Source organism: Blastomonas sp. SL216, from assembly GCA_026625625.1.
GTDB lineage: Bacteria > Pseudomonadota > Alphaproteobacteria > Sphingomonadales > Sphingomonadaceae > Blastomonas.
Window position 1 is genome coordinate 3445270 of the sequence record CP113055.1, and the last position, 18712, is coordinate 3463981.

At 65.0% G+C, this 18712-nt stretch carries 16 protein-coding genes and 1 tRNA gene; 10 read left to right on the forward strand and 7 right to left on the reverse strand.

Annotated features, from left to right (window positions below):
• Window positions 1-33 precede the first annotated feature (33 nt).
• The 4 genes from OU999_16265 to OU999_16280 form a co-directional block, all read right to left on the reverse strand.
• Window positions 34-1083: a glycosyltransferase family 2 protein gene (locus OU999_16265; protein ID WAC23270.1), complete on the reverse strand. Its 1050-nt coding sequence runs from the start codon at window positions 1081-1083 to the stop codon at window positions 34-36.
• 212 nt (window positions 1084-1295) lie between these two features.
• Window positions 1296-1370 (reverse strand) — tRNA-Val (locus tag OU999_16270).
• A 95-nt stretch (window positions 1371-1465) separates the two neighbouring features.
• A complete protein-coding gene (locus OU999_16275; protein ID WAC23271.1) occupies window positions 1466-2098 on the reverse strand; it encodes a TetR family transcriptional regulator in 633 nt (210 codons plus the stop codon).
• Window positions 2099-2183: 85 nt separating this feature from the next.
• Entirely contained in the window at window positions 2184-2930 is a 747-nt protein-coding gene (locus tag OU999_16280) for a folate-binding protein (protein WAC23272.1), read from the reverse strand.
• A gap of 48 nt (window positions 2931-2978) precedes the next feature.
• Between OU999_16280 and OU999_16285 the strand changes: the two genes are divergently transcribed.
• The gene (locus OU999_16285; protein ID WAC23273.1) at window positions 2979-4307 is read left to right on the forward strand and encodes a dihydroorotase; all 1329 of its coding nucleotides are present in this window, start codon (window positions 2979-2981) and stop codon (window positions 4305-4307) included.
• An 89-nt stretch (window positions 4308-4396) separates the two neighbouring features.
• Here the strand turns inward: OU999_16285 and OU999_16290 are convergent, their stop codons facing one another.
• Together OU999_16290 and OU999_16295 are read right to left on the reverse strand one after the other, a co-directional pair.
• Window positions 4397-5884 (reverse strand): ATP-binding protein, encoded by a 1488-nt coding sequence (locus OU999_16290; protein ID WAC23274.1) that lies wholly within the window; start codon window positions 5882-5884, stop codon window positions 4397-4399.
• A 124-nt stretch (window positions 5885-6008) separates the two neighbouring features.
• Window positions 6009-6284, reverse strand: coding sequence for an HU family DNA-binding protein (locus tag OU999_16295; protein ID WAC23275.1), 276 nt, complete (start codon window positions 6282-6284; stop codon window positions 6009-6011).
• A 242-nt stretch (window positions 6285-6526) separates the two neighbouring features.
• On the opposite strand from OU999_16295, the gene OU999_16300 reads away from it, so the two are divergent.
• The 3 genes from OU999_16300 (at window position 6527) to OU999_16310 (ending at window position 9037) form a co-directional block, all read left to right on the forward strand.
• On the forward strand, window positions 6527-6952 hold the full coding sequence (locus OU999_16300; GenBank protein ID WAC23276.1) for a rubrerythrin family protein: 426 nt from the start codon (window positions 6527-6529) through the stop codon (window positions 6950-6952).
• A 130-nt stretch (window positions 6953-7082) separates the two neighbouring features.
• The gene (locus tag OU999_16305) at window positions 7083-8426 is read left to right on the forward strand and encodes a heterodisulfide reductase-related iron-sulfur binding cluster (protein WAC23277.1); all 1344 of its coding nucleotides are present in this window, start codon (window positions 7083-7085) and stop codon (window positions 8424-8426) included.
• Window positions 8427-8443: 17 nt separating this feature from the next.
• Window positions 8444-9037, forward strand: a complete 594-nt coding sequence (locus OU999_16310; protein ID WAC23278.1) for a DUF3501 family protein — start codon at window positions 8444-8446, stop codon at window positions 9035-9037.
• Between the two features lie 51 nt (window positions 9038-9088).
• Here OU999_16310 and OU999_16315 read toward each other — a convergent pair whose 3' ends face one another.
• Window positions 9089-9454 carry a hypothetical protein gene (locus tag OU999_16315; GenBank protein WAC23279.1) on the reverse strand — a complete coding sequence of 122 codons (366 nt, stop codon included), beginning with the start codon at window positions 9452-9454 and terminating at the stop codon, window positions 9089-9091.
• A 378-nt stretch (window positions 9455-9832) separates the two neighbouring features.
• On the opposite strand from OU999_16315, the gene OU999_16320 reads away from it, so the two are divergent.
• The 6 genes from OU999_16320 to OU999_16345 all read left to right on the forward strand — a co-directional run bounded on the left by OU999_16320 (window position 9833) and on the right by OU999_16345 (window position 18691).
• Window positions 9833-11230 carry a short-chain fatty acyl-CoA regulator family protein gene (locus OU999_16320; GenBank protein WAC23280.1) on the forward strand — a complete coding sequence of 466 codons (1398 nt, stop codon included), beginning with the start codon at window positions 9833-9835 and terminating at the stop codon, window positions 11228-11230.
• A 76-nt stretch (window positions 11231-11306) separates the two neighbouring features.
• Window positions 11307-11585, forward strand: a complete 279-nt coding sequence (locus tag OU999_16325; GenBank protein ID WAC23281.1) for a hypothetical protein — start codon at window positions 11307-11309, stop codon at window positions 11583-11585.
• A gap of 126 nt (window positions 11586-11711) precedes the next feature.
• Complete coding sequence (locus OU999_16330) at window positions 11712-13097, forward strand: TIGR03013 family PEP-CTERM/XrtA system glycosyltransferase (GenBank protein ID WAC23282.1); 1386 nt, start codon at window positions 11712-11714, stop codon at window positions 13095-13097.
• Window positions 13098-13101: 4 nt separating this feature from the next.
• Window positions 13102-15222 (forward strand): PEP-CTERM system histidine kinase PrsK, encoded by a 2121-nt coding sequence (gene prsK / locus OU999_16335; GenBank protein WAC23283.1) that lies wholly within the window; start codon window positions 13102-13104, stop codon window positions 15220-15222.
• Between the two features lie 3 nt (window positions 15223-15225).
• Entirely contained in the window at window positions 15226-16635 is a 1410-nt protein-coding gene (gene prsR / locus OU999_16340) for a PEP-CTERM-box response regulator transcription factor (protein WAC23284.1), read from the forward strand.
• Complete coding sequence (locus tag OU999_16345; protein WAC23285.1) at window positions 16619-18691, forward strand: tetratricopeptide repeat protein; 2073 nt, start codon at window positions 16619-16621, stop codon at window positions 18689-18691. Before prsR ends, OU999_16345 begins: the two co-directional genes overlap by 17 nt.
• Window positions 18692-18712: the final 21 nt, after the last annotated feature.

Sequence of the window (18712 nt, forward strand, 5' to 3'; positions counted from 1 at the left end):
CACAGCGCAGCCAGGCGCCAGACCGCAACGCTCTCAGCCAGCGGCACGGAAGCTCTCGCGCAGTTGCTGCTCCATGCGGGCCACGGGGTTGCTCGCCCGGTCGGCATCCCCTGCGGCATCGGTGCTGGCAGGATTGTGCCGCACCTCCGAGACGATGAACAGCGGACGGTGCTTGGACTCCATGTACATGCGGCCCAGATATTCGCCGAACACGCCCAGCATGATCAGTTGCACGCTGCCCATGATCAGGGTCAGCGCGGCCAGGCTGGCCCAGCCCTGCACGGTGCCGCCCGCCAGCCAGACGGCGGCAATCCAGAACAGGGCCAGCAGCCCGGCAGCACCGAATATCATCCCCAGATGCGATGCGAAGCGCAGCGGTACGACGGAAAAGCTGGTCACCGCATCGATCGCCAGCGCAATCATCTTGGTCAGCGGATAATGGCTTTGCCCGGCAAAACGGGCTTCGCGCTCATAGGGGAAGGCGGCCTGCTTGAACCCGACCCAGCTGACCAGCCCGCGCGTGAAGCGATAACGCTCGGGCATGGCGTTCAGCTGCTCGACCACGCGGCGCGTCATCAGGCGGAAATCACCGGTATCGCGCGGGATGTTCGTGTCGGTCATCGATCCCAGCAGGCGATAGAAAATCGACGCCGTGCCGCGCTTGAATGCGGTCTCGCCCTGGCGGCTGGTGCGCTGGCCATAGACCACGTCATAGCCTTCGCGGATTTTCGCCAGCATCGGCTCCAGCAGTTCGGGCGGGTCCTGCAGGTCTGCATCCAGCACGAAGGCCAGCGCGCCGCGCACATGGTTCAACCCGGCGGTCAGCGCCATCTGGTGCCCGTAATTGCGCGAGAGGTTGACCGCCACGATATGCGGATTGCGTTCGGCATGGGCGCAGATCAGCGGCCAGCTGCCATCTCTCGATCCGTCATTGACCAGGATGATCTCGTACCGGTCGCCAAAAACGGCGCTGCACACCCCGGTAACGCGGGCGATCAAAGCATCTATCCCCGCTTCTTCGTTGAAAACGGGGATGACGACCGAAAGATCGAGCGGATTCGAAATATTGTTTGCGAGTTGCAAGTCTCGATCCCCTGTCCGGTTCGAGATTTTACTATGCGATAATGGTAAACCAAAGATTAAAACGACGCAGGCGAGAGGCGCGGACTTGGGGGCAAGTCAGCACTGCAAGCGGCTGTCGTGCGGCTTAAGCATTCGTGATTCCTGCGGCGCCCTAGGCGCGGCCGTGCACCGCGACAGAAACCGCCACCATCTTTCTCAAGTCATTGAAAAGATGGTGGGCGCGGCAGGGATTGAACCTGCGACCCCACCCGTGTGAAGGGTGTGCTCTACCACTGAGCTACGCGCCCGGTTACGGAATCACCGGGTGGCCGGTGTCGTGCGGAGCGCTCCCTTGCCAGAAGCACGGGCGGTTGGCAAGGCCTCGTTGGCGTGGGGGAAGCGCTCAGGAAATCGCGCGCAGCGGCGTGACATTCTCGGCATCGCTGATCGCCTGCGCCGTGCCCAGCCCGTCGAACAGCGTATTGATGACGATGCGCAGATTGTCCGGCGTCGCGGTGCGGATCATGTCCATCATCACGAACGGGTTGCAGAAGGGCTGCAGCATCAGATTGGTCAGCGACACGACATGGTCGAGATCATAGCCAGCAAAATAGCCCTCGGCCATCGCCTCGCCCAGGATCATCGCCATGTAATGGTCGGCCAGGTCGACATAGCCCCGGATGACCTCCCAATGCTCCTCGCCCAGGTCCATATGGGCGCGGAACAGATTGGGGTCCGCCTCGAACCGGGCGCGCTTGACCGCGACACGGCGGGCAAAGAATTCGAACAGCTTTTCGCGCGGGGGAAGGTCGGATGCGACGACATCCTCCATGATCTGGTTCAGTTCCTCGAACCAGCGCCCGGCAATCGCCTCGAAAAACGCCTCCTTGGACGCGAAATAGCGGTAGAAGCTCGATTGGGACATGCCGCAGGCCGCCGCCACCTCGGTCAGCGAGAGATTGACCGCGCCGCGCGTGCGGACCATTTCTTCCGCCGCCTCCATCAACTGGATGCGGATGGCTTCGTGATCGTTCATGGGGCGCGACATCGATTTCAGCCTTGCTGCCTTGGGGGAATAGAACAGTTATACAATAAATTTTGTACTTTATCAAATGTTGCCATCAGGCTTGCGCGGCTTGCAACCAGGCGGGCAGGCGGCCCGGGTCAAGATCTTCGGTGCGGCGGTGTTCCACCGAAAGTCCCAGCGCAGGATAGGCGGTTTTCTGCCGCTTTTCGTTCGCTTCCGCGAGTGGCAGCACGACGATCCGCCGGTTGACCTTCTGCCGCCAGTTCATCCGCGCGGTATTTTCCTGGCCGACATAGCAACCCTTGCTGAAGCTGACCCCGTTCAATTCGACCGCATTTGTTTCGAGCCACAATATGTCGCCGATCTCGGCCGCGCCTTCGGGCACGCCCAGCGTCAGGCGGTGCGCCAGCCAGGCATCGTCGGCGCTATGCTCGCTGCTGTCGCCACCAGCAGGCGCCAGCCATCGCCAGCCCAGCGCGGCAAGGCGCGGATCGGGCACCGCACCTTCGACAGCGTCCGGCGACCAATGGACCGCCATTGCCTCTTCGGGCGCGATAGAAATCTTGCGTCGCAGGCGATAGATTCCCAGCCGTTTGGCCAGGTCTCCTGCGGCCTCGCGCGCGCAATCGATCAGCACATCTGTGCCATCGTCCCAGAGCAGAAAGTCGAACATCGTCTTGCCCTGCGCGCTCAAAAGCCCGGCATATTGAGGGGCTTGCGGTGCCACGAGCAGCGTATCCTGGGTCACCAGTCCCTGCAGGAAGCCGCGCACATCCTCTTGCGGCTCTGTAGGCGACAGGCGGATAAGGGCGCGAAGGGCGAGCATGGTGGGTCTGGACATGCTGGCCAACATGCGTATCGCTCAGCCAGTTTCAAGCGGAGAGATGCGATGACAGCGAGCTACGACCTGATCGTCAAGAACGGCACCGTGTACCTGCCCGGCGGGCCGGTTTCAGCCGATATCGGTGTGATCGGCGGCAAGATCGCAGGCATCGGCCCGCTGGCGGGCGATGCGGGCGAGGTGATCGACTGCACCGGCTTGCATGTGCTGCCCGGCGTGATCGACAGCCAGGTGCATTTCCGCGAGCCGGGGCTGGAGCACAAGGAAGACCTGGAATCGGGCAGCCGCGCCGCCGTGATGGGCGGGGTCACTGCGGTGTTCGAAATGCCCAATACCAAGCCCAATACCGACACCGCCGATCGTGTTGCCGACAAGCTGGCGCGCGCGCATCACCGCATGTGGTGCGACCATGCCTTTTATGTCGGCGCGACCTCCGCCAATGCCGAATCGCTGAAGGAGCTGGAGCGCCTGCCTGGGACCGCGGGCGTGAAGATCTTCATGGGGGCGTCCACGGGCGACCTGCTGGTGGCCGATGATGGCGCGCTGGCCCGGGTGCTGGCGAGCGGCAAGCGCCGCGTCGCGATCCATGCCGAGGACGAATTCCGGATGAACGAGCGCGCTGACCTGCGCGTTTCCGGCGATCCCTCGTCGCACCCCGTCTGGCGCGACGACGAAAGCGCGATCCTGGCGACGCGCCGCATCCTGCGCCTAGCGCGCGAGGCGAAGCGCCGCATCCACATTCTGCACATCACCACTCCGGCAGAGCTGGAACTGATCGCGCAGCACAAGGACATCGCGACCTGCGAGGTGACGCCGCAGCATCTGACGCTGGCCGGCGAAGAGGCCTATCCGCGCCTGGGCAGCTATGCGCAGATGAACCCGCCGATCCGCAGCGGCGCGCATCGCGACGGGCTGTGGCGCTGGCTGGCTCAGGGCGTGCCCGATGTCATCGGGTCTGACCATGCGCCGCACACGATCGAGGAAAAGAGCAAGACCTATCCCGATACGCCCAGCGGCATGCCCGGTGTGCAGACGCTGCTGCCGCTGCTGCTCGACCATATGCACCATGGGCGGCTGTCGATGCAGCGGCTGATCGACCTGACCTCGGCGGGGGCGCAGCGCATTTTCGGGCTGGTCGGCAAGGGCCGGATCGCCGCAGGTTACGATGCCGATTTCACGATCGTCGACCTCAAGAAGCGCTGGACGGTGACCGAGGACTGGCTGCAGTCGCGCTGCGGCTGGAGTCCGTTCACCGGCATGGAGCTGACCGGCAAGCCGATCGGCACGATCATTCGCGGGAACCGGGTGATGTGGGAGGACACGCTGGCCGACAGCGCGATCGGCGAGCCGGTGCGCTTCGAAGCGACGGAGTTCTAGAGCAGGGCTCTCGCACCTGCATCGTCATTCCCGCGAAAGCGGGAATCCCGCCTGCGCGGAGGTGACGGTCACTACCGGAGAGAGAGGCGCTATTCCGCCCCGGTGCTGAGCCCCAGATCCGGTATCCCGATCGACCTCCGCCCGCCGAAATCGGCGCGGACGACGATGACGCCCTGCTTTTCCATATATTCGATCAGCCGGCGGATGCGGCCCGGCGAGCCGGTGCCATAAGCGCGGCCCAATGCGGCATCATCGGGGCAGGGCTGGCCGTCCATCGCCGCGCGCGCGATCAACAGGAAGGGCGCGTACATTTCCTGCGGCAGGCGGCTCGCAGCCTCGAGCAGCGGCGCCCAGACCGGATCGGCCGGATCCATCACCCCGCCGCGCGCCAGCGCGAGCCGCTGGCGAAAGCCTTCGAGGTCGAGCGGCGGACGGATCAGCCGCTGCATCCGGCAGCGCACCGAGAAATCCTGATAGAGCAAAGCCTCGGTCTGTGTCGCGGTGCTGCCATCGGCCAGCATGTCGGCGAGCACCGCGACGACCACGGCCTCGGCATCGATCGCGTCAGCCGCGTCTTCGGCTTCCTTGCGCGCGGCGAACATTGCAGAATGTTCGGGCATCGGATGCGGCTGGGGGAGCGGCGCGGGCGCGATGGCGCTGATCAGCTCGTCGGCGGCGATCGGAACGGGGCGCGGTGCGGCCATCGGCACCGGAGTGTCGCTGGCTGCCGCTGCCAGCAGCATGTCGCGCAGGTCTTCGCCCTGCGCCTCGGGCATCGGCAGCAGCTTGTGCGTGCCGGTACGGCTGGTGGTGCGCGTGGCACCGATGCGGGTGGTGATGGGGCGGCGCGAAATCGCCGGGCCCAGCCCCAGAAAGCAGCCGCGCTCCAGGTCGCGGATGCGCTCGGCCTGTCGGCGTTCCATGCCCAGAAGATCGGCGGCGCGCGCCATGTCGATGTCGAGAAAGGTGCGCCCCATCAGGAAGTTGCTCGCCTCTGCCGCAACGTTCTTGGCCAGCTTGGCGAGGCGCTGCGTGGCGATGGCGCCGGCAAGCCCGCGCTTGCGGCCACGGCACATCAGGTTGGTCATCGCCGACAGGCTGGCGCGGCGCACCTGATCGGGCACATCGCCTGCGACCGATGGCGCGAACATCTGCGCTTCGTCGACCACCACCAGCGCCGGATACCAATGTTCGCGCGGGGCATCGAACATCGCGTTGAGGAAGGTCGCGGCGCAGGTCATCTGCGCTTCGAGCTCCAGCGATTCGAGGTTGAGGATGACCGAGGCGCGGTGTTCGCGGATGCGCGCGGCAATCCGCGCGATCTCGCGCTCGTTATAGTCGCCCGCGTCGATGACGATGTGCGAATAGGCGTCGGCCAGCGTGGCGAAATCGCCCTCGGGGTCGATGATCACCTGCTGGACGAGCCCGGCACTCTCTTCGAGCAGGCGGCGCAGCAGATGCGATTTGCCCGATCCGGAATTGCCCTGCACCAGAAGTCTGGTGGCCAGCAATTCCTCAATATCGATGCCGACAGGCTGCCCTGTCTCATCCAGACCTATGTCGATCGATGCGCCCACGCGTCCGGCCCTATCGCCTTGGCCGGGCGGTTGCAACGGGCGCGCGGCCAATTGCTGGGGGCAAATGAAAAGGCCCCGCCCGATGGGGGCGAGGCCTTGTTCATTCAGCGCGAAGCTGGAAGGATCAGCCGTTCAGCTTGTCCTTCACCGCCTTTGCGGGGGTGAAGCCGAGCTTCTTGGAGGCCTTGATGGTGATGGTGGCGCCGGTGCCCGGGTTGCGACCTTCGCGCTCCGGAGTTGCCTTGACCTTGAACTTGCCAAAGCCGTTGATCGAGATTTCTTCGCCAGCGGCAGCTGCATCGGCGATCGCAGCGAAAACGCCATCGACCAGCTTGCGGGCATCCGCCTTGGTCACGCCGTGATCGGCGGCAATTTTCTCTGCGAGTTCAGCGTTGTTCATGAGGAAACGTCCCTTCTGATTTGATTTCGGTGGCGGCGGTTTAACGGCAGTTTTCGGGTTCGTCACGGGGATTGCGGAAGTTTTCCCCCAAAATGGCGGCGATTGGCCGTAATTGAGAAACATTATCAATGACCGTGATCGATTTTGTCGATCATTCTGTTGAAGAAAATCACATGGAATGCCGCACGGCATGGCCGTAACCCTAGGTCATCAGGGTTTTGAATCACAAAAGAGGGATGACCATGGAACTCAAGGGATCGAAGACCGAGCAGTGCCTCAAGGATGCGTTTGCCGGTGAAAGCCAGGCCAACCGCCGCTATCTGTATTTCGCCCAGAAGGCGGATATCGAGGGCCATAACGACGTTGCCGCCGTGTTCCGTTCGACCGCAGAGGGCGAAACGGGCCATGCGCACGGCCATCTCGAATTCCTGGAAGAGTGCGGCGATCCTGCCACCGGCGAGCCGATCGGCACCACCGCCGACAATTTGAAGTCGGCGATCGCTGGCGAAACCCACGAATATACCGACATGTATCCGGGCATGGCCAAGACCGCCCGCGATGAAGGCTTTGACGAAATCGCCGACTGGTTCGAAACGCTCGCCAAGGCGGAAAAGAGCCATGCCGGCAAGTTCCAGAAGACGCTCGACGCGCTGCTGGCCGAAGCCTGATTTTCAGTTGAACGACAACTTGGCCTGCGTCTTCGTGCTCCGGCACGAGGCGCAGGCCATTTTTCTGCCGATTGCATGCCGTCCCTTGCCGGGGAGGCGTTCGATGGCTTGTGGCTGACAGGGGATCGTGATGGCAACCGAATACAAGGAAGGCAGCCTGGACGCGCCGACGCGGCATGTGCTGCCCTGGCGCGAGGAATCCTGGTATGACGAGGCGGCACTCGATGCCGAGCTGCGCCGCGTGTTCGATATCTGCCATGGGTGCCGCCGCTGCTTCAACCTGTGCGACAGCTTCCCCAAGCTGTTCGACATGATCGACGAGAGCCCCAACGAGGAGGTCGAGGACCTTTCTGCCGGGCAGATCAAGCAGGTCGTCGATGCCTGCACCCTGTGCGACATGTGCTTCATGGTGAAGTGCCCCTATGTCCCGCCGCATGAATTCAACCTGGATTTCCCGCATCTCATGCTGCGTTATCGCGCGGTCGAACATCGCAAGGGGATGACTTCCAGGGCCGACGAGCTGCTCGCCGCGACCGACCGCAATGGCAAGCTGGGCAGCGTGATGTCCGATGTCGCCAATTGGGCGACCGATGGCAGCAACGGCACGACGCGCGGGATCATGCAGTCGATGCTCGGCATCGACAGCCGGGCACATCTGCCCAAGTTCGCCGACATTCCATTGACCAACCGCGCCGCTGCGCTGGTGCCCGCGCCCAATGCCGATGCGCCCGGCTTCGGCCGCCGCGTCGCGCTGTATGCGAGCTGTTACGACCAGTTCAACGACCAGACCCCCGGCGAGGCCGCGGTCAAGGTGCTGGCGCATAACGGGGTCGAAGTGCGGATCGAGCATCCCGAATGCTGCGCGATGCCCCGGCTGGAAAATGGCGATATTCCCGCCGTTGCCAGCGCGGCGGCGCGCGTGGCCGCGCATTTCGCGCCGCTGATCGACCAGGGCTATGATGTCGTCGCGATCACCGCGAGCTGCGCGCTGATGATGAAGTTCGAATGGCCGCTGATCGAGCCGGACAATGAGGACATCAAGAAGCTCTCCGCCGCCACCCACGATATCAGCGAATATATCGTCAAGCTGTCGAAACAGGCGGGGCTGACCCCGGTCGAGGCGATGGATGCGAGCATCGGCGTGCACTTTGCCTGCCATTCGCGTGCGCAAAACATGGGCCCCAAGGCGATGGAGATGCTCAAGCTGATCCCCGAGGCCAAGCCGGTGCTGACCGAGCGCTGCTCGGGCCATGGCGGCAAATGGGGCATCTACAAGGACAATTTCGACACTGCGGTGAAGCTGGCGCGCCCGACCGTGCGCTCGCTCGAAAAGTCTGCGCCCGATTACATGGTCAGCGAATGCCCGCTGGCAGGCTCGCACCTCAAGCAGGTGATGGAGCAGGGCGGGACGGCAAAACTGCCCGAACGGATCGGCCATCCCGTCGAACTCATGGCAAAGGCTTATGGACTCTAATGGATATGGAAAAGACGATGCCCAGGGACCGCCGTTCCATCACCCGCGAGGACATCATGGACCTCGCCGATTATGAGCTGATCCGCAAGGACAAGCGCCAGGAAAGCATTCTCGCCAAGAAATTCTCGCGTCTTGCCATCGGCCCGCATGCGATGATCACCTTTGAAAGCTGGGACAGCATGTGGCTGCAGATCCAGGAGATGCTGCGCATCGAAAAGGGCGGCGAAGAGCAGCTGGCCGACGAGCTGGCGGCCTATAATCCGATGGTCCCCAATGGCCGCGAGCTGACCGCAACGCTGATGTTCGAGATCGAGAATCCCGAGCGGCGCGATGCCTTTCTGCGCACGATCGGCGGGGTCGAAGAGCATATCTTCCTGACGATCGGCAATATCCGTATTGCCGCCGTGCCCGAGCAGGATGTCGAGCGCACGAGTGCTGCGGGCAAGGCGAGCGCCGTGCATTTCCTCCACTTCCCGCTGGATGATGCGGCGATTGCGGCCTGGCATGATGCGGCTAATGTCGCGCTGGTGCAGATCACCCATCCGGCTTACGGCCATGCGGCACTCATCGGCGCCGAAACGCGCAGCTATCTCACCCGCGCCTGCCTATAGGCACTCCTGGCGCCTGGTCATCTGACCGTCCCGTTATTTGGGATCGGCCCGTTATTTGGGGATCGGAAAGTGGTGGGGCGTGTTCTTGGCCCGATACTGACGCCCGCCATTGCCGACCGCGCTGTCCGGATCGGTGACGATCGGCGCGGGCTCGGCAACGCTCTCCGCCATCGGCTTGGTGGACACCATCGGCGCGCCAAACTGGGTATCGCCGGTCTCGTCATCCTCTGCCGCAGGCGGCGGGGGAGCGGTCACGCGCTGGGCTGGCACCGGCATGACGACGGGCGGCGCGCCCGCAGGCGCGGCCGCGGGCGCAGCGGGGGCCCCTGCCGGAACCGGACCGGTGTTGATCGACGATGCAAAGATCGCGGCGGCCAGTAAAATGCCACCCGACCCCAGCATGACTTCCTTCAGCACTGTGCACTACCCTCATTTTGCGGCCATCGCTGCAAACCCTAGCAGCCACCTGTTAAGATTCCGTGCTGAAATGTAAATTCGGGCGTGACATCATGAAAATGCCGCCGAAAACCGAAGTTTCCGGCGGCATGTCTTTCCTCCCCAGGAAAGCTCGCATGATCTCGTGTTGCCGCTCTGGCCCTGCCCGGAAAGGCGGGGTGGCGGGATTGCCCCGCTCACCCTGATCCTCTCCTGCTAGCTCGTCGGGACAAGTCTTGAGCTTTTCCCTAGCTTGGCAGCGAGCAGGTTGCAGCACAAATTGACAAGAAATCAGCGTAGATCGCCACCAAATGGGCCAAAAGGCTTGTCAGCTTGTCACGAATATTACAAGTTGAGCGCATGGTCGAGACATCCCTTCACGCCGGTCCGGCGCTGCGCCGCCTGCGCCGCAATGCCGGTCTTACCCAGGCGGCCATGGCCGAAAAGCTCGACATCTCGCCGAGCTATCTCAACTTGCTGGAGCGCAATCTGCGCCCCGTCAGCGCGCGGCTGATGCTGACGCTTGCCGAGCGGTTCGATGTCGATCCGCGCGATCTGACCGGCGATGAGCCTGGCGGTGGTCTTGGCCCGATGCGCCGCCGCATGGGCGATCCGATCTTTGCCGATCTGGGGGTCGAGCCTGGCGAGATCGAGGACTGGCTGGCGGCGTCTCCCGGTACGGCTGCGGCCTTTGCCCGGCTTTATGACCGGGTGCAGGGCGGTGCGGGCAGTGCGGCTCCGGGCGTGGCCGCCGATGATCCGGTGGCGCGGGTGCGCGGCGAGATCGAACGCTGGCGCAATCATTTTGCCGATCTCGATCATGCCGCCGAGGAACTGGCCGATGCGCTGCGGCTGCAGAGCGGTGATCTCTATTCCGCCATTTCCGAACGGCTGCGCACCAAGCACCAGCTCTCGATCCGCATCCTGCCCGAAAACGTGATGCCCGGCCGGTTGCGGCGGCTCGATCTGCACGCGCGCCAGCTCCAGCTTTCGGAGATGCTCGACATGGCCTCGCGCACCTTCCAGGCCGCCTATCTGCTGGGCCAGCTCGAATATCGTGCCGATATCAACGCGCTGGTGGCGGGCGCGCAATTTGGCGATCGCACGGCCGAGCGGCTCTACCAGCGCCATATCTTCAGCTATTTCGCAGCGGCGGTGATGATGCCTTATGGCCGCTTCCTGCGCGCCTGCGAGCAATCGGGCTATGACATGCTGCTGCTCCAGCGGCGCTTCGGCGCGGGGTTCGAGCATGTTGCGCACCGGCTGACGACCCTGCAGCGGGTGGGGCAGCGGGGGCTGGGCTTTTTCATGATCCGCATCGACCGCGCCGGCCAGGTGTCCAAGCGCTTCGGCGGCGCGGCCCGCGCGCCGCTCGCCGATACCGAGGTGACCTGCCCGCTCTGGCACCTCCACCAGGCGTTCTCGCGCCCCAGCCAGGTGCAGGTGCAGGTCGTCGAGCTGGAAGATGCCAGCCGCTGGCTCACCCTCGCACGCAGCGTCCAAGGCGCAGGCTATGGCGCGGGCGGCACCACGGCGGAATTCGCCATCGGCCTAGGCGTCCCGGTCGATCAGGCCGCCACGCTGTGCTATGCGCGCGGCATGGATCTGAGCGCGACAGGAGCAACCCGGATCGGGCCGGGCTGTGCGATGTGCAAGCGCGGCGATTGCCCGCAGCGCTCCAAGCCGCCGCTGGGCATCCGGCTGAAGTTCGACGACCGGGAGAGGGGCGTGACGCCGTTCGATTTCGTCACCGACTGAGCGCCTCCCGTTCGTCCGGAACCAGCCGGGCGCGTGGCACGTATCCGCCCCAGATCAAAGATTTAGGGGACATGCCATGACAGAGCGCGAAACAACCACCACCGTGACCGAACGCCCGGTCGAACCCGTTCACACCCACACCACGGTCATCGAACGAAAGTCCGGTGGCGGATCGGGCATCATGATGGCGCTGTTGCTGCTGATCGTCGTGGTCGGGGGCTTTTTCGCCTGGCAGTTCCTCCAGCAGGGCGAGGTGCGTACCGACGCGGTGGCAGGTGCAGCCAATGAGGTCGGCGATGCCGCGCAGAAAGTGGGCGATGCAGCCCAGGACGCGGCGCAGAAGATTGGCGAGTAACCTGTCCGTCGCGCGCATCTTCAAGCGTAAAAAGCTTTGACACCGCGGCGGGATTTCCTGCCTCTCGCATCGATATGGTTGTAAAATTAACCGACACTTGACCATTGCCGGGCTATAAGCGGCCCCATGTTCAGGCTGTTCAAACATTATGTGCCGCACGCGGTGCTGCTGCTCGGCTTTTTTGACCTCGCGCTGCTGGGCCTTGCCGCCGAAATCGGCTGGGTCTGGCGTGCGCACGAGATCGGGATGGAAATCGAACCGCTGGGCCAGCGGCCATTGCCGATCATCACCTTCGCGCTGCTGGTGCATATGGCGATGATCGCGGTGGGGGTCTATGGCCCCGACTCGCTGCAATCGCTGCGCTTTGCCGCAGCGCGGTTGCTGGTCGCGATCTCGCTGGGCGTGATCTTCCTGTCGGTCACCTATTTCATTCTGCCGGGCACCACCTTGTGGCGATCGAACAGCCTGTACGCGATGGGGCTTTCCATCCTGTTCCTGATCGGCAACCGCATCCTGCTGGGCGGGCTGTTGGGGACAAGCGCGTTCAAGCGACGGCTGATGGTGCTGGGCGCTGGCAAGCGCGCGCAGCGGGTGCTCGCTCTGTCCGAGCGTGCCGATGCCGGTTTCGTGCTGGTCGGCTTTGTCGCGATGAACGATGGGCCGCTGGTCGTCGAGGAAGCGATCAACCGCGATGCGATCAAGAATCTCGCCAAGCATGTCGAGAATCTGAACGTGACCGAAGTGGTGCTGGCGCTGGAGGAACGGCGCAACGCGCTGCCGCTCAACGACCTGTTGCGGATCAAGACCACCGGCGTGCACGTCAACGACCTGTCGACCTTTCTGGAACGCGAGACGGGCCGCGTCGACCTGGATACCGTCAACCCGAGCTGGCTGATCTTTTCCGACGGATTTTCGGCGGGCCGCCGCATTTCGACCATCGCCAAAAGGCTGTTCGATCTGGTGGTCAGCTCGATCCTGCTGCTGTTCACCGCGCCTGTCATCCTGCTGTTTGCCTTGCTGGTGAAGCTCGACAGCAAGGGGCCTGCCTTTTTCAAGCAGGAACGCGTGGGGCTTTATGGCCAGCCGTTCGAGATCATCAAGCTGCGCTCGATGCGGATCGATGCCGAGGTCGATGGTGCGCAATGGGCGCAGAAGAACGATCCGCGCGTCACGCGGCTGGGCCGCTTCATCCGCAAGGTGCGCATCGACGAGCTGCCCCAGGCGTGGAGCGTGCTGAAGGGCGACATGAGCTTTGTCGGCCCGCGCCCCGAACGCCCCGAATTCGTCGCCGATCTGGAAACCAAGATGCGCTATTACAACGAGCGGCACATGGTGAAGCCGGGCATTACCGGCTGGGCGCAGATCAACTATCCCTATGGCGCGTCGGTCGAGGATTCGCGGCACAAGCTGGAATATGACCTGTATTATGCCAAGAACTACACGCCCTTTCTGGACCTGCTGATCATTCTGCAGACGCTGCGCGTCGTGCTGTGGCCCGACGGCGCCCGTTGAGGCCATGGCCAACTGGGCCGACATAAGCCTTTGGGCACATTCGGGCGCGGCGGCGCTGACCATGCTGGTGGCCGCGTGGCTGGTGCAACGCTGGGCCAGATTGCGCGGGAGCCGTCCGTCGCTGGGCGATGTTGCGCTGCTGCTGGCGCTGCTGTCGACCAGCCTCTGGGCCTTTTCTGCCGCCAGCCTGGGGCCGCAGCACCCGATTGCGGGGCTGGCCGAATCGCTGCGCAACCTGTCATGGCTGGCATTCCTGTTCCAGATGGTGCGATCGGCCCGGGCACAGCCGGGCACGGTGACGGCGGTCTATCTGGTGCTGACCCTGGTGCTGGTCGCGCAGCCGCTGGTCGACAACTGGCTGATGGTACTGGCCGCGCGCGACGGTCTGGGCACGCTCGCCTTCGATACCGCGATGCTGCTGCGCATGATCTTTGTGGTCGGCGCGCTGGTGCTCGCCAACAACCTGTACAGCGTCGCCGATGCAGAGACTCGCGCCAGCCTGCGCGTACCGCTGACCGCGCTGGCGGCGATGTGGCTCTACGATCTCAACCTCTACACGATGGGCTATCTGAGTGGCAGCCTGAGCGGCGACATGCTGGCGCTGCGCGGGGTGCTGATGATCTTCGCGGTGCCGTTCTTTGCGCTGGCGGCGAACCGTCCCGGCGGATGGAAGCTCACGCTGTCGCGCAAGATTGCCTATCGCTCGCTCTCGCTGTTTGCGATCCTGGGCTATCTGGTGACGATGATCGCGGTCGCGCAGCTGCTGCGCGCGGTGGGCGGCACGGTGGCCTCGGGCGCGCAGATGCTGCTGGTGCTCGGCATGTCGCTGGCGGCGCTGATCCTGCTGCCTTCGGACCGGTTCCGCGCCTGGTTCAAGGTCAAGGCGACCAAGCATTTCTTCCAGCACCGCTATGATTATCGCGCCGAATGGATCCGCTTTACCGAGACGATCGGGCGACCGGGCGACGGCACCGCGCCATTCCATGAACGCGTGATCAAGGCCGCCGCTGACATCAGCGACAGCCCCGCCGGGCTGCTGCTGGCGCCCGGCGACAATGGCCGCATGCAGCTGCAGGCGCGCTTCAACTGGCCCACCGCCGATGTGCCAGCCCAGGCGTGCACCGCGGCGACCATCGGCTATTTCCAGGCCACCGGGCGCATTGTCGAGCTTGATGCCCTGCGCCGGGGTCATGACCGGCACACCGATGCCCGCGCCATTCCCTATTGGGTGCTGGAAGAGACCAATGCCTGGGCGATCGTGCCGCTGGTGCATTTCGACCGGCTTGCCGGGCTTGTCGTGCTGGCGCGCCCGCTGGTGGAGCGGCGGCTCGATTGGGAGGATCTCGATCTGCTGCGCCTCGTCGGACGGCAGCTGGCCAGCTATCTCGCCGAAGCGCGCAGCCAGGAAGCGCTGCGCGAGGCGGACCAGTTCGATGAGTTCAACCGCCGCATGGCCTTCGTCATGCACGACATCAAGAACCTGGTCAGCCAGCTGAGCCTTGTCGCGCGCAATGCCGAACGCCATGCCGACAATCCCGAATTCCGCAAGGACATGATCGCGACGCTGCAGAACTCGGTCGGCAAGATGAACACGCTGATCCGCAGGCTCACCGGCTATGCCCGGTCGGCCGGCGAAGGCCTGCGCGCGATCGATGCCGAACGCGTGGTGCGCAGCGTTGTCGCGGACAAGGCGCATGCCCATCCGGTCCTCGCCAGCAGCGCGCACCGCATGATGCTGATGGCCGATCCCGCGCAGCTCGAACAGGTTCTCGGTCATCTGATCCAGAACGCCATCGATGCCAGCCAGCCCGGCAATCCCGTCTATGTCAGCATGGCGCGCGATGGCCTGAATGGCGTGATCGAGATTGTCGACCATGGTGCCGGCATGTCGGCGGAGTTCGTCCGCGCGCGCCTGTTCAAGCCCTTTATCTCGAGCAAGGCCGACGGCTTCGGCATCGGTGCCTATGAGGCGCGGCTGCTGGTCGAGGCGATGAACGGCCGGATCGAGGTCGAGAGCCGCGAGGGCGAGGGCAGCCGTTTTTCCATCCATCTTCCGCTCGCCACCCGGATCGAAAGCGATGATCCGGGCGTGCAGGCGCCGACACTTGCTGAAAAGGTATCCTGACCGATGACCGATCTGACCCCCAACCCCGCGATGAACGGCGGCGGCAAGGGCGCGAACCGGCTGCCCCGGCTTCTGGTGGTGGAGGATGATGCCGGGCTTCAGCGCCAGCTCAAATGGGCGTTCGACGATTTCGAGGTGCTGTGCGCCGGCGACCGCGCTAGCGCGATTGACCTGCTGCGCTACGAGGAGCCCGATGTCGTCACGCTCGACCTTGGCCTGCCGCCCGATCCCGACGGGGTAAGCGAAGGCTTTGCGACACTGGCGGAAATCCTGCGGCTGAAGCCCGATACCAAGGTGATCATCGCGTCGGGCCATGGCGAGCGGCAGAGCGCGCGCGATGCGATCGCGCAGGGGGCCTATGATTTCTATCGCAAGCCGGTGGAGATCGACGATCTGGCGCTGATCGTCCGCCGGGCGCTCAACGTCCAGCAGATCGAGCGCGAGAATGCGCGGCTCAGCCAGAAATCGGGTGAGGATCATACGGTGCTGGGCGGCATGATCACCGCCGATGCGCAGATGGTGAAGGCCGCCCGCACGATCGAGCGTGTCGCCAACACCAATGTCTCGGTAATGCTGCTGGGCGCGAGCGGGACCGGCAAGGAGCTGTTCGCGCGCGGGCTGCACGAAAAGAGCAACCGCCGCGGCGGCGCGTTCGTCGCGATCAATTGCGCGGCGATTCCGGAGAACCTGCTCGAATCCGAGCTGTTCGGGCATGAGAAAGGCGCGTTTACCGGGGCGATCAAGACCACCATCGGCAAGATCGAGCAGGCCGCCGGCGGCACGCTGTTCCTCGATGAGGTGGGCGATATTCCGCTGCCGCTGCAGGTCAAGCTGCTGCGCTTCCTGCAGGAGCGGGTGATCGAGCGCGTCGGCGGACGCAGCCCCATCCCGGTCGATACCCGGGTGGTCTGCGCCACCCACCAGAATCTGGAAAAGATGATCGCCGAAGAACGGTTCCGCGAGGACCTGTTCTACCGGCTGGCCGAGATCGTGGTGAACATCCCTTCGCTCGCCGAACGGCCGGGCGATGCGGTGCTGCTCGCCAAGCATTTCCTGTCGCGCTTTGCCGCCGAGATGAACCCGGCGGTCAAGGGCTTTGCCCCCGATGCGCTCAAGATGCTCGATGCTTGGGCGTGGCCGGGCAATGTCCGCGAGCTGGAAAACCGGGTGAAGCGCGCGGTGATCATGGCCGAAAGCCGGCTGGTGACCGCCGAGGATCTCGACCTGGAACGCGCCGAGCCCGAAACGCCGGAGTTCCTGAACCTGAAGGCGGTGCGCGAACTGGCCGACCGCAAGGCGATCCGCCACGCGCTGGCGCGGACCGAGGGCAATATCTCGGGCGCGGCCAAGCTGCTGGGGATCAGCCGCCCGACATTGTACGATCTGCTAAGGCAATATGACATCCAGAGCTGATCCTTTCCCTGGCAGACGGCTGCTGCTGGCGCTCGTCGCCGGGGCGCTGCTGCTCGCCAGCCAGAGCGGGCCGTTGCTCGCCGAGGATATGGCAACCGCGCGCGCGGCGATGGCGCGCGCGGCGGACTATCGCGCACGCGGCGACAACCGGGCGGCGCGGATCGAGCTGATGAACGCGATCAAGGCCGCGCCGCGCCTGGCCGACGCGCGCCTGGCGCAGGCACGCGTGTTCCTGGCGCTGTTCGATGCCGAAGGCGCCGAGGCCGAGCTGGATCGCGCGCTGGCCCTGGGCGCGGACCGGGCGCTGGTGCGGGCAGCGATGGCAGAGGCGATGGTGCTTCAGGGCCGGGCGGATGCCGCGATCCGCTGGCTTGGCGAGGGGCCGGTGCCCAAGGCCGATGCAGGCTATGCCGCGCGCACGCTGGGCCGGGCGCATCTGGCGCTGGGCAACTTCGACGAGGCGCGCACGGCGTTTGACCGGGCACTGCAATTCACCCCTGATGACAGCCTGTTGTGGACCGACATTGCCCGTTTCCGCACCGCCTCGGGCGATCAGGCGGGGGGGCTGCAGGCGGCGGATCACGCGGTGGAGCTGGACGCGAACAATGTCCGCGCGCTGCAGTTGCGCGGCGAGCTGACGCGCAGCCAGACGGGCCTGGCGGCGGCGCTCCCGTGGTTCGAACGCGCGCTCGGCATCGACCCCAATGATGTCAGCGTGCTCGGTGAATATGCCGCGACGTTGGGCGACATGGGCCGCATGCGCGACATGCTGAGGGCGGCGCGGCAGATCGTGGCGCTCGAACCCAACAACCCGCGCGGCTATTTCCTGCAGGCGGTGCTGGCCGCGCGCGCCGGGCAGTACCGGCTGGCGCGCACGCTGATCCAGAAGACCGGCGGCGCACTGGAGCGCGTACCCGCGATGATGCAGGTCGAAGGCGTGGTCGAGTTCGAGCTGGGCAACTATCGCCAGGCGATCGACCGCTTCGAAAGGCTGGCCGACGCCCAGCCCCACAACCGCCGTGCGGCCGAGCTGCTGGCGCGTGCGCTCTATGCCGAGGGCGAGCATGAGGCGCTGCTCGAGCGTTTCCGCCCCGTGGCGAACCGGGCGGGCACCAGCGCCTATCTGCTGACGCTGGTGGCGCGGTCGCTGGAGGCGATGGGCGAGGGCCAGGCGGCGCTGGAATATCTCGCGCGCGCGGCGACGCCCGATACCGCGCCGCTGCTCAGGCTCGATCAGGACGATGAACCCTGGCTGCTCGCCGATGCCGCGCGCAGCGCGCCCCGCGATGCGCGGGCGGTGATCCCCTATGTCCGCATGCTGGTGGCGCAGGGCGATTTCGCGACGGCGGCGGAATTTGCCAAGCCGCTTGCCGATGCCAATCCGGGCGTGCCCGATGCGCAGATGCTGCTGGGCGATGTGCATTACGCCTCGGGCAATGCCGCTGCCGCGCTGCCGCTTTATGATCGCGCTGCGCGCATCCGCCTGGCCGAGCCGGTGGTGCGCCGCCTGTCGCTGGTGCTGCGCGATCTGCGCCGCGCGGGCGAGGCAGACAGCCTGCTTCAGAGCTTTGTCGACATGAGCCCGGCCAATACCGGCGGGCTTCGGTTGCTGGCCAATGCGCGGATCGATCGCGGCGACTGGGCGGGCGCCGTGGCGGCGCTGACCGCGCTGCACGCGCAGCTGGGTAGCAGCCAGCCGATCCTGCTGACCGATCTCGCGCTGGCGCGGCTGCGCGCGGGCGATGCTGCGATGGCCGCGCACGATTCGCGGCTCGCCTATCGGGTGCAGCCTGCCAACCCGCTGGTCACGCATGTGCGCGGCATGGCGCTGATGGGCGCAGGCGATGCACCGATGCTGGCAGTGGAAATGCTCGAAAAGGCAGGCGCGCTCCAGCCGCGCAACCCCTGGCTGCGTTATCACCTGGCCCAGGCTTATGCGGCGGCAGGCAAGCCCTCGCGCGCGATGGGCGCGCTGCGCGCCTCGCTCTCGCTCGGACCGTTTCCCGAACGATCCCAGGCCGCCGCGATGCTGCGCGATCTCCAGGGGCAAAGCTGAGCCACCGCGACGTTTTTTGCC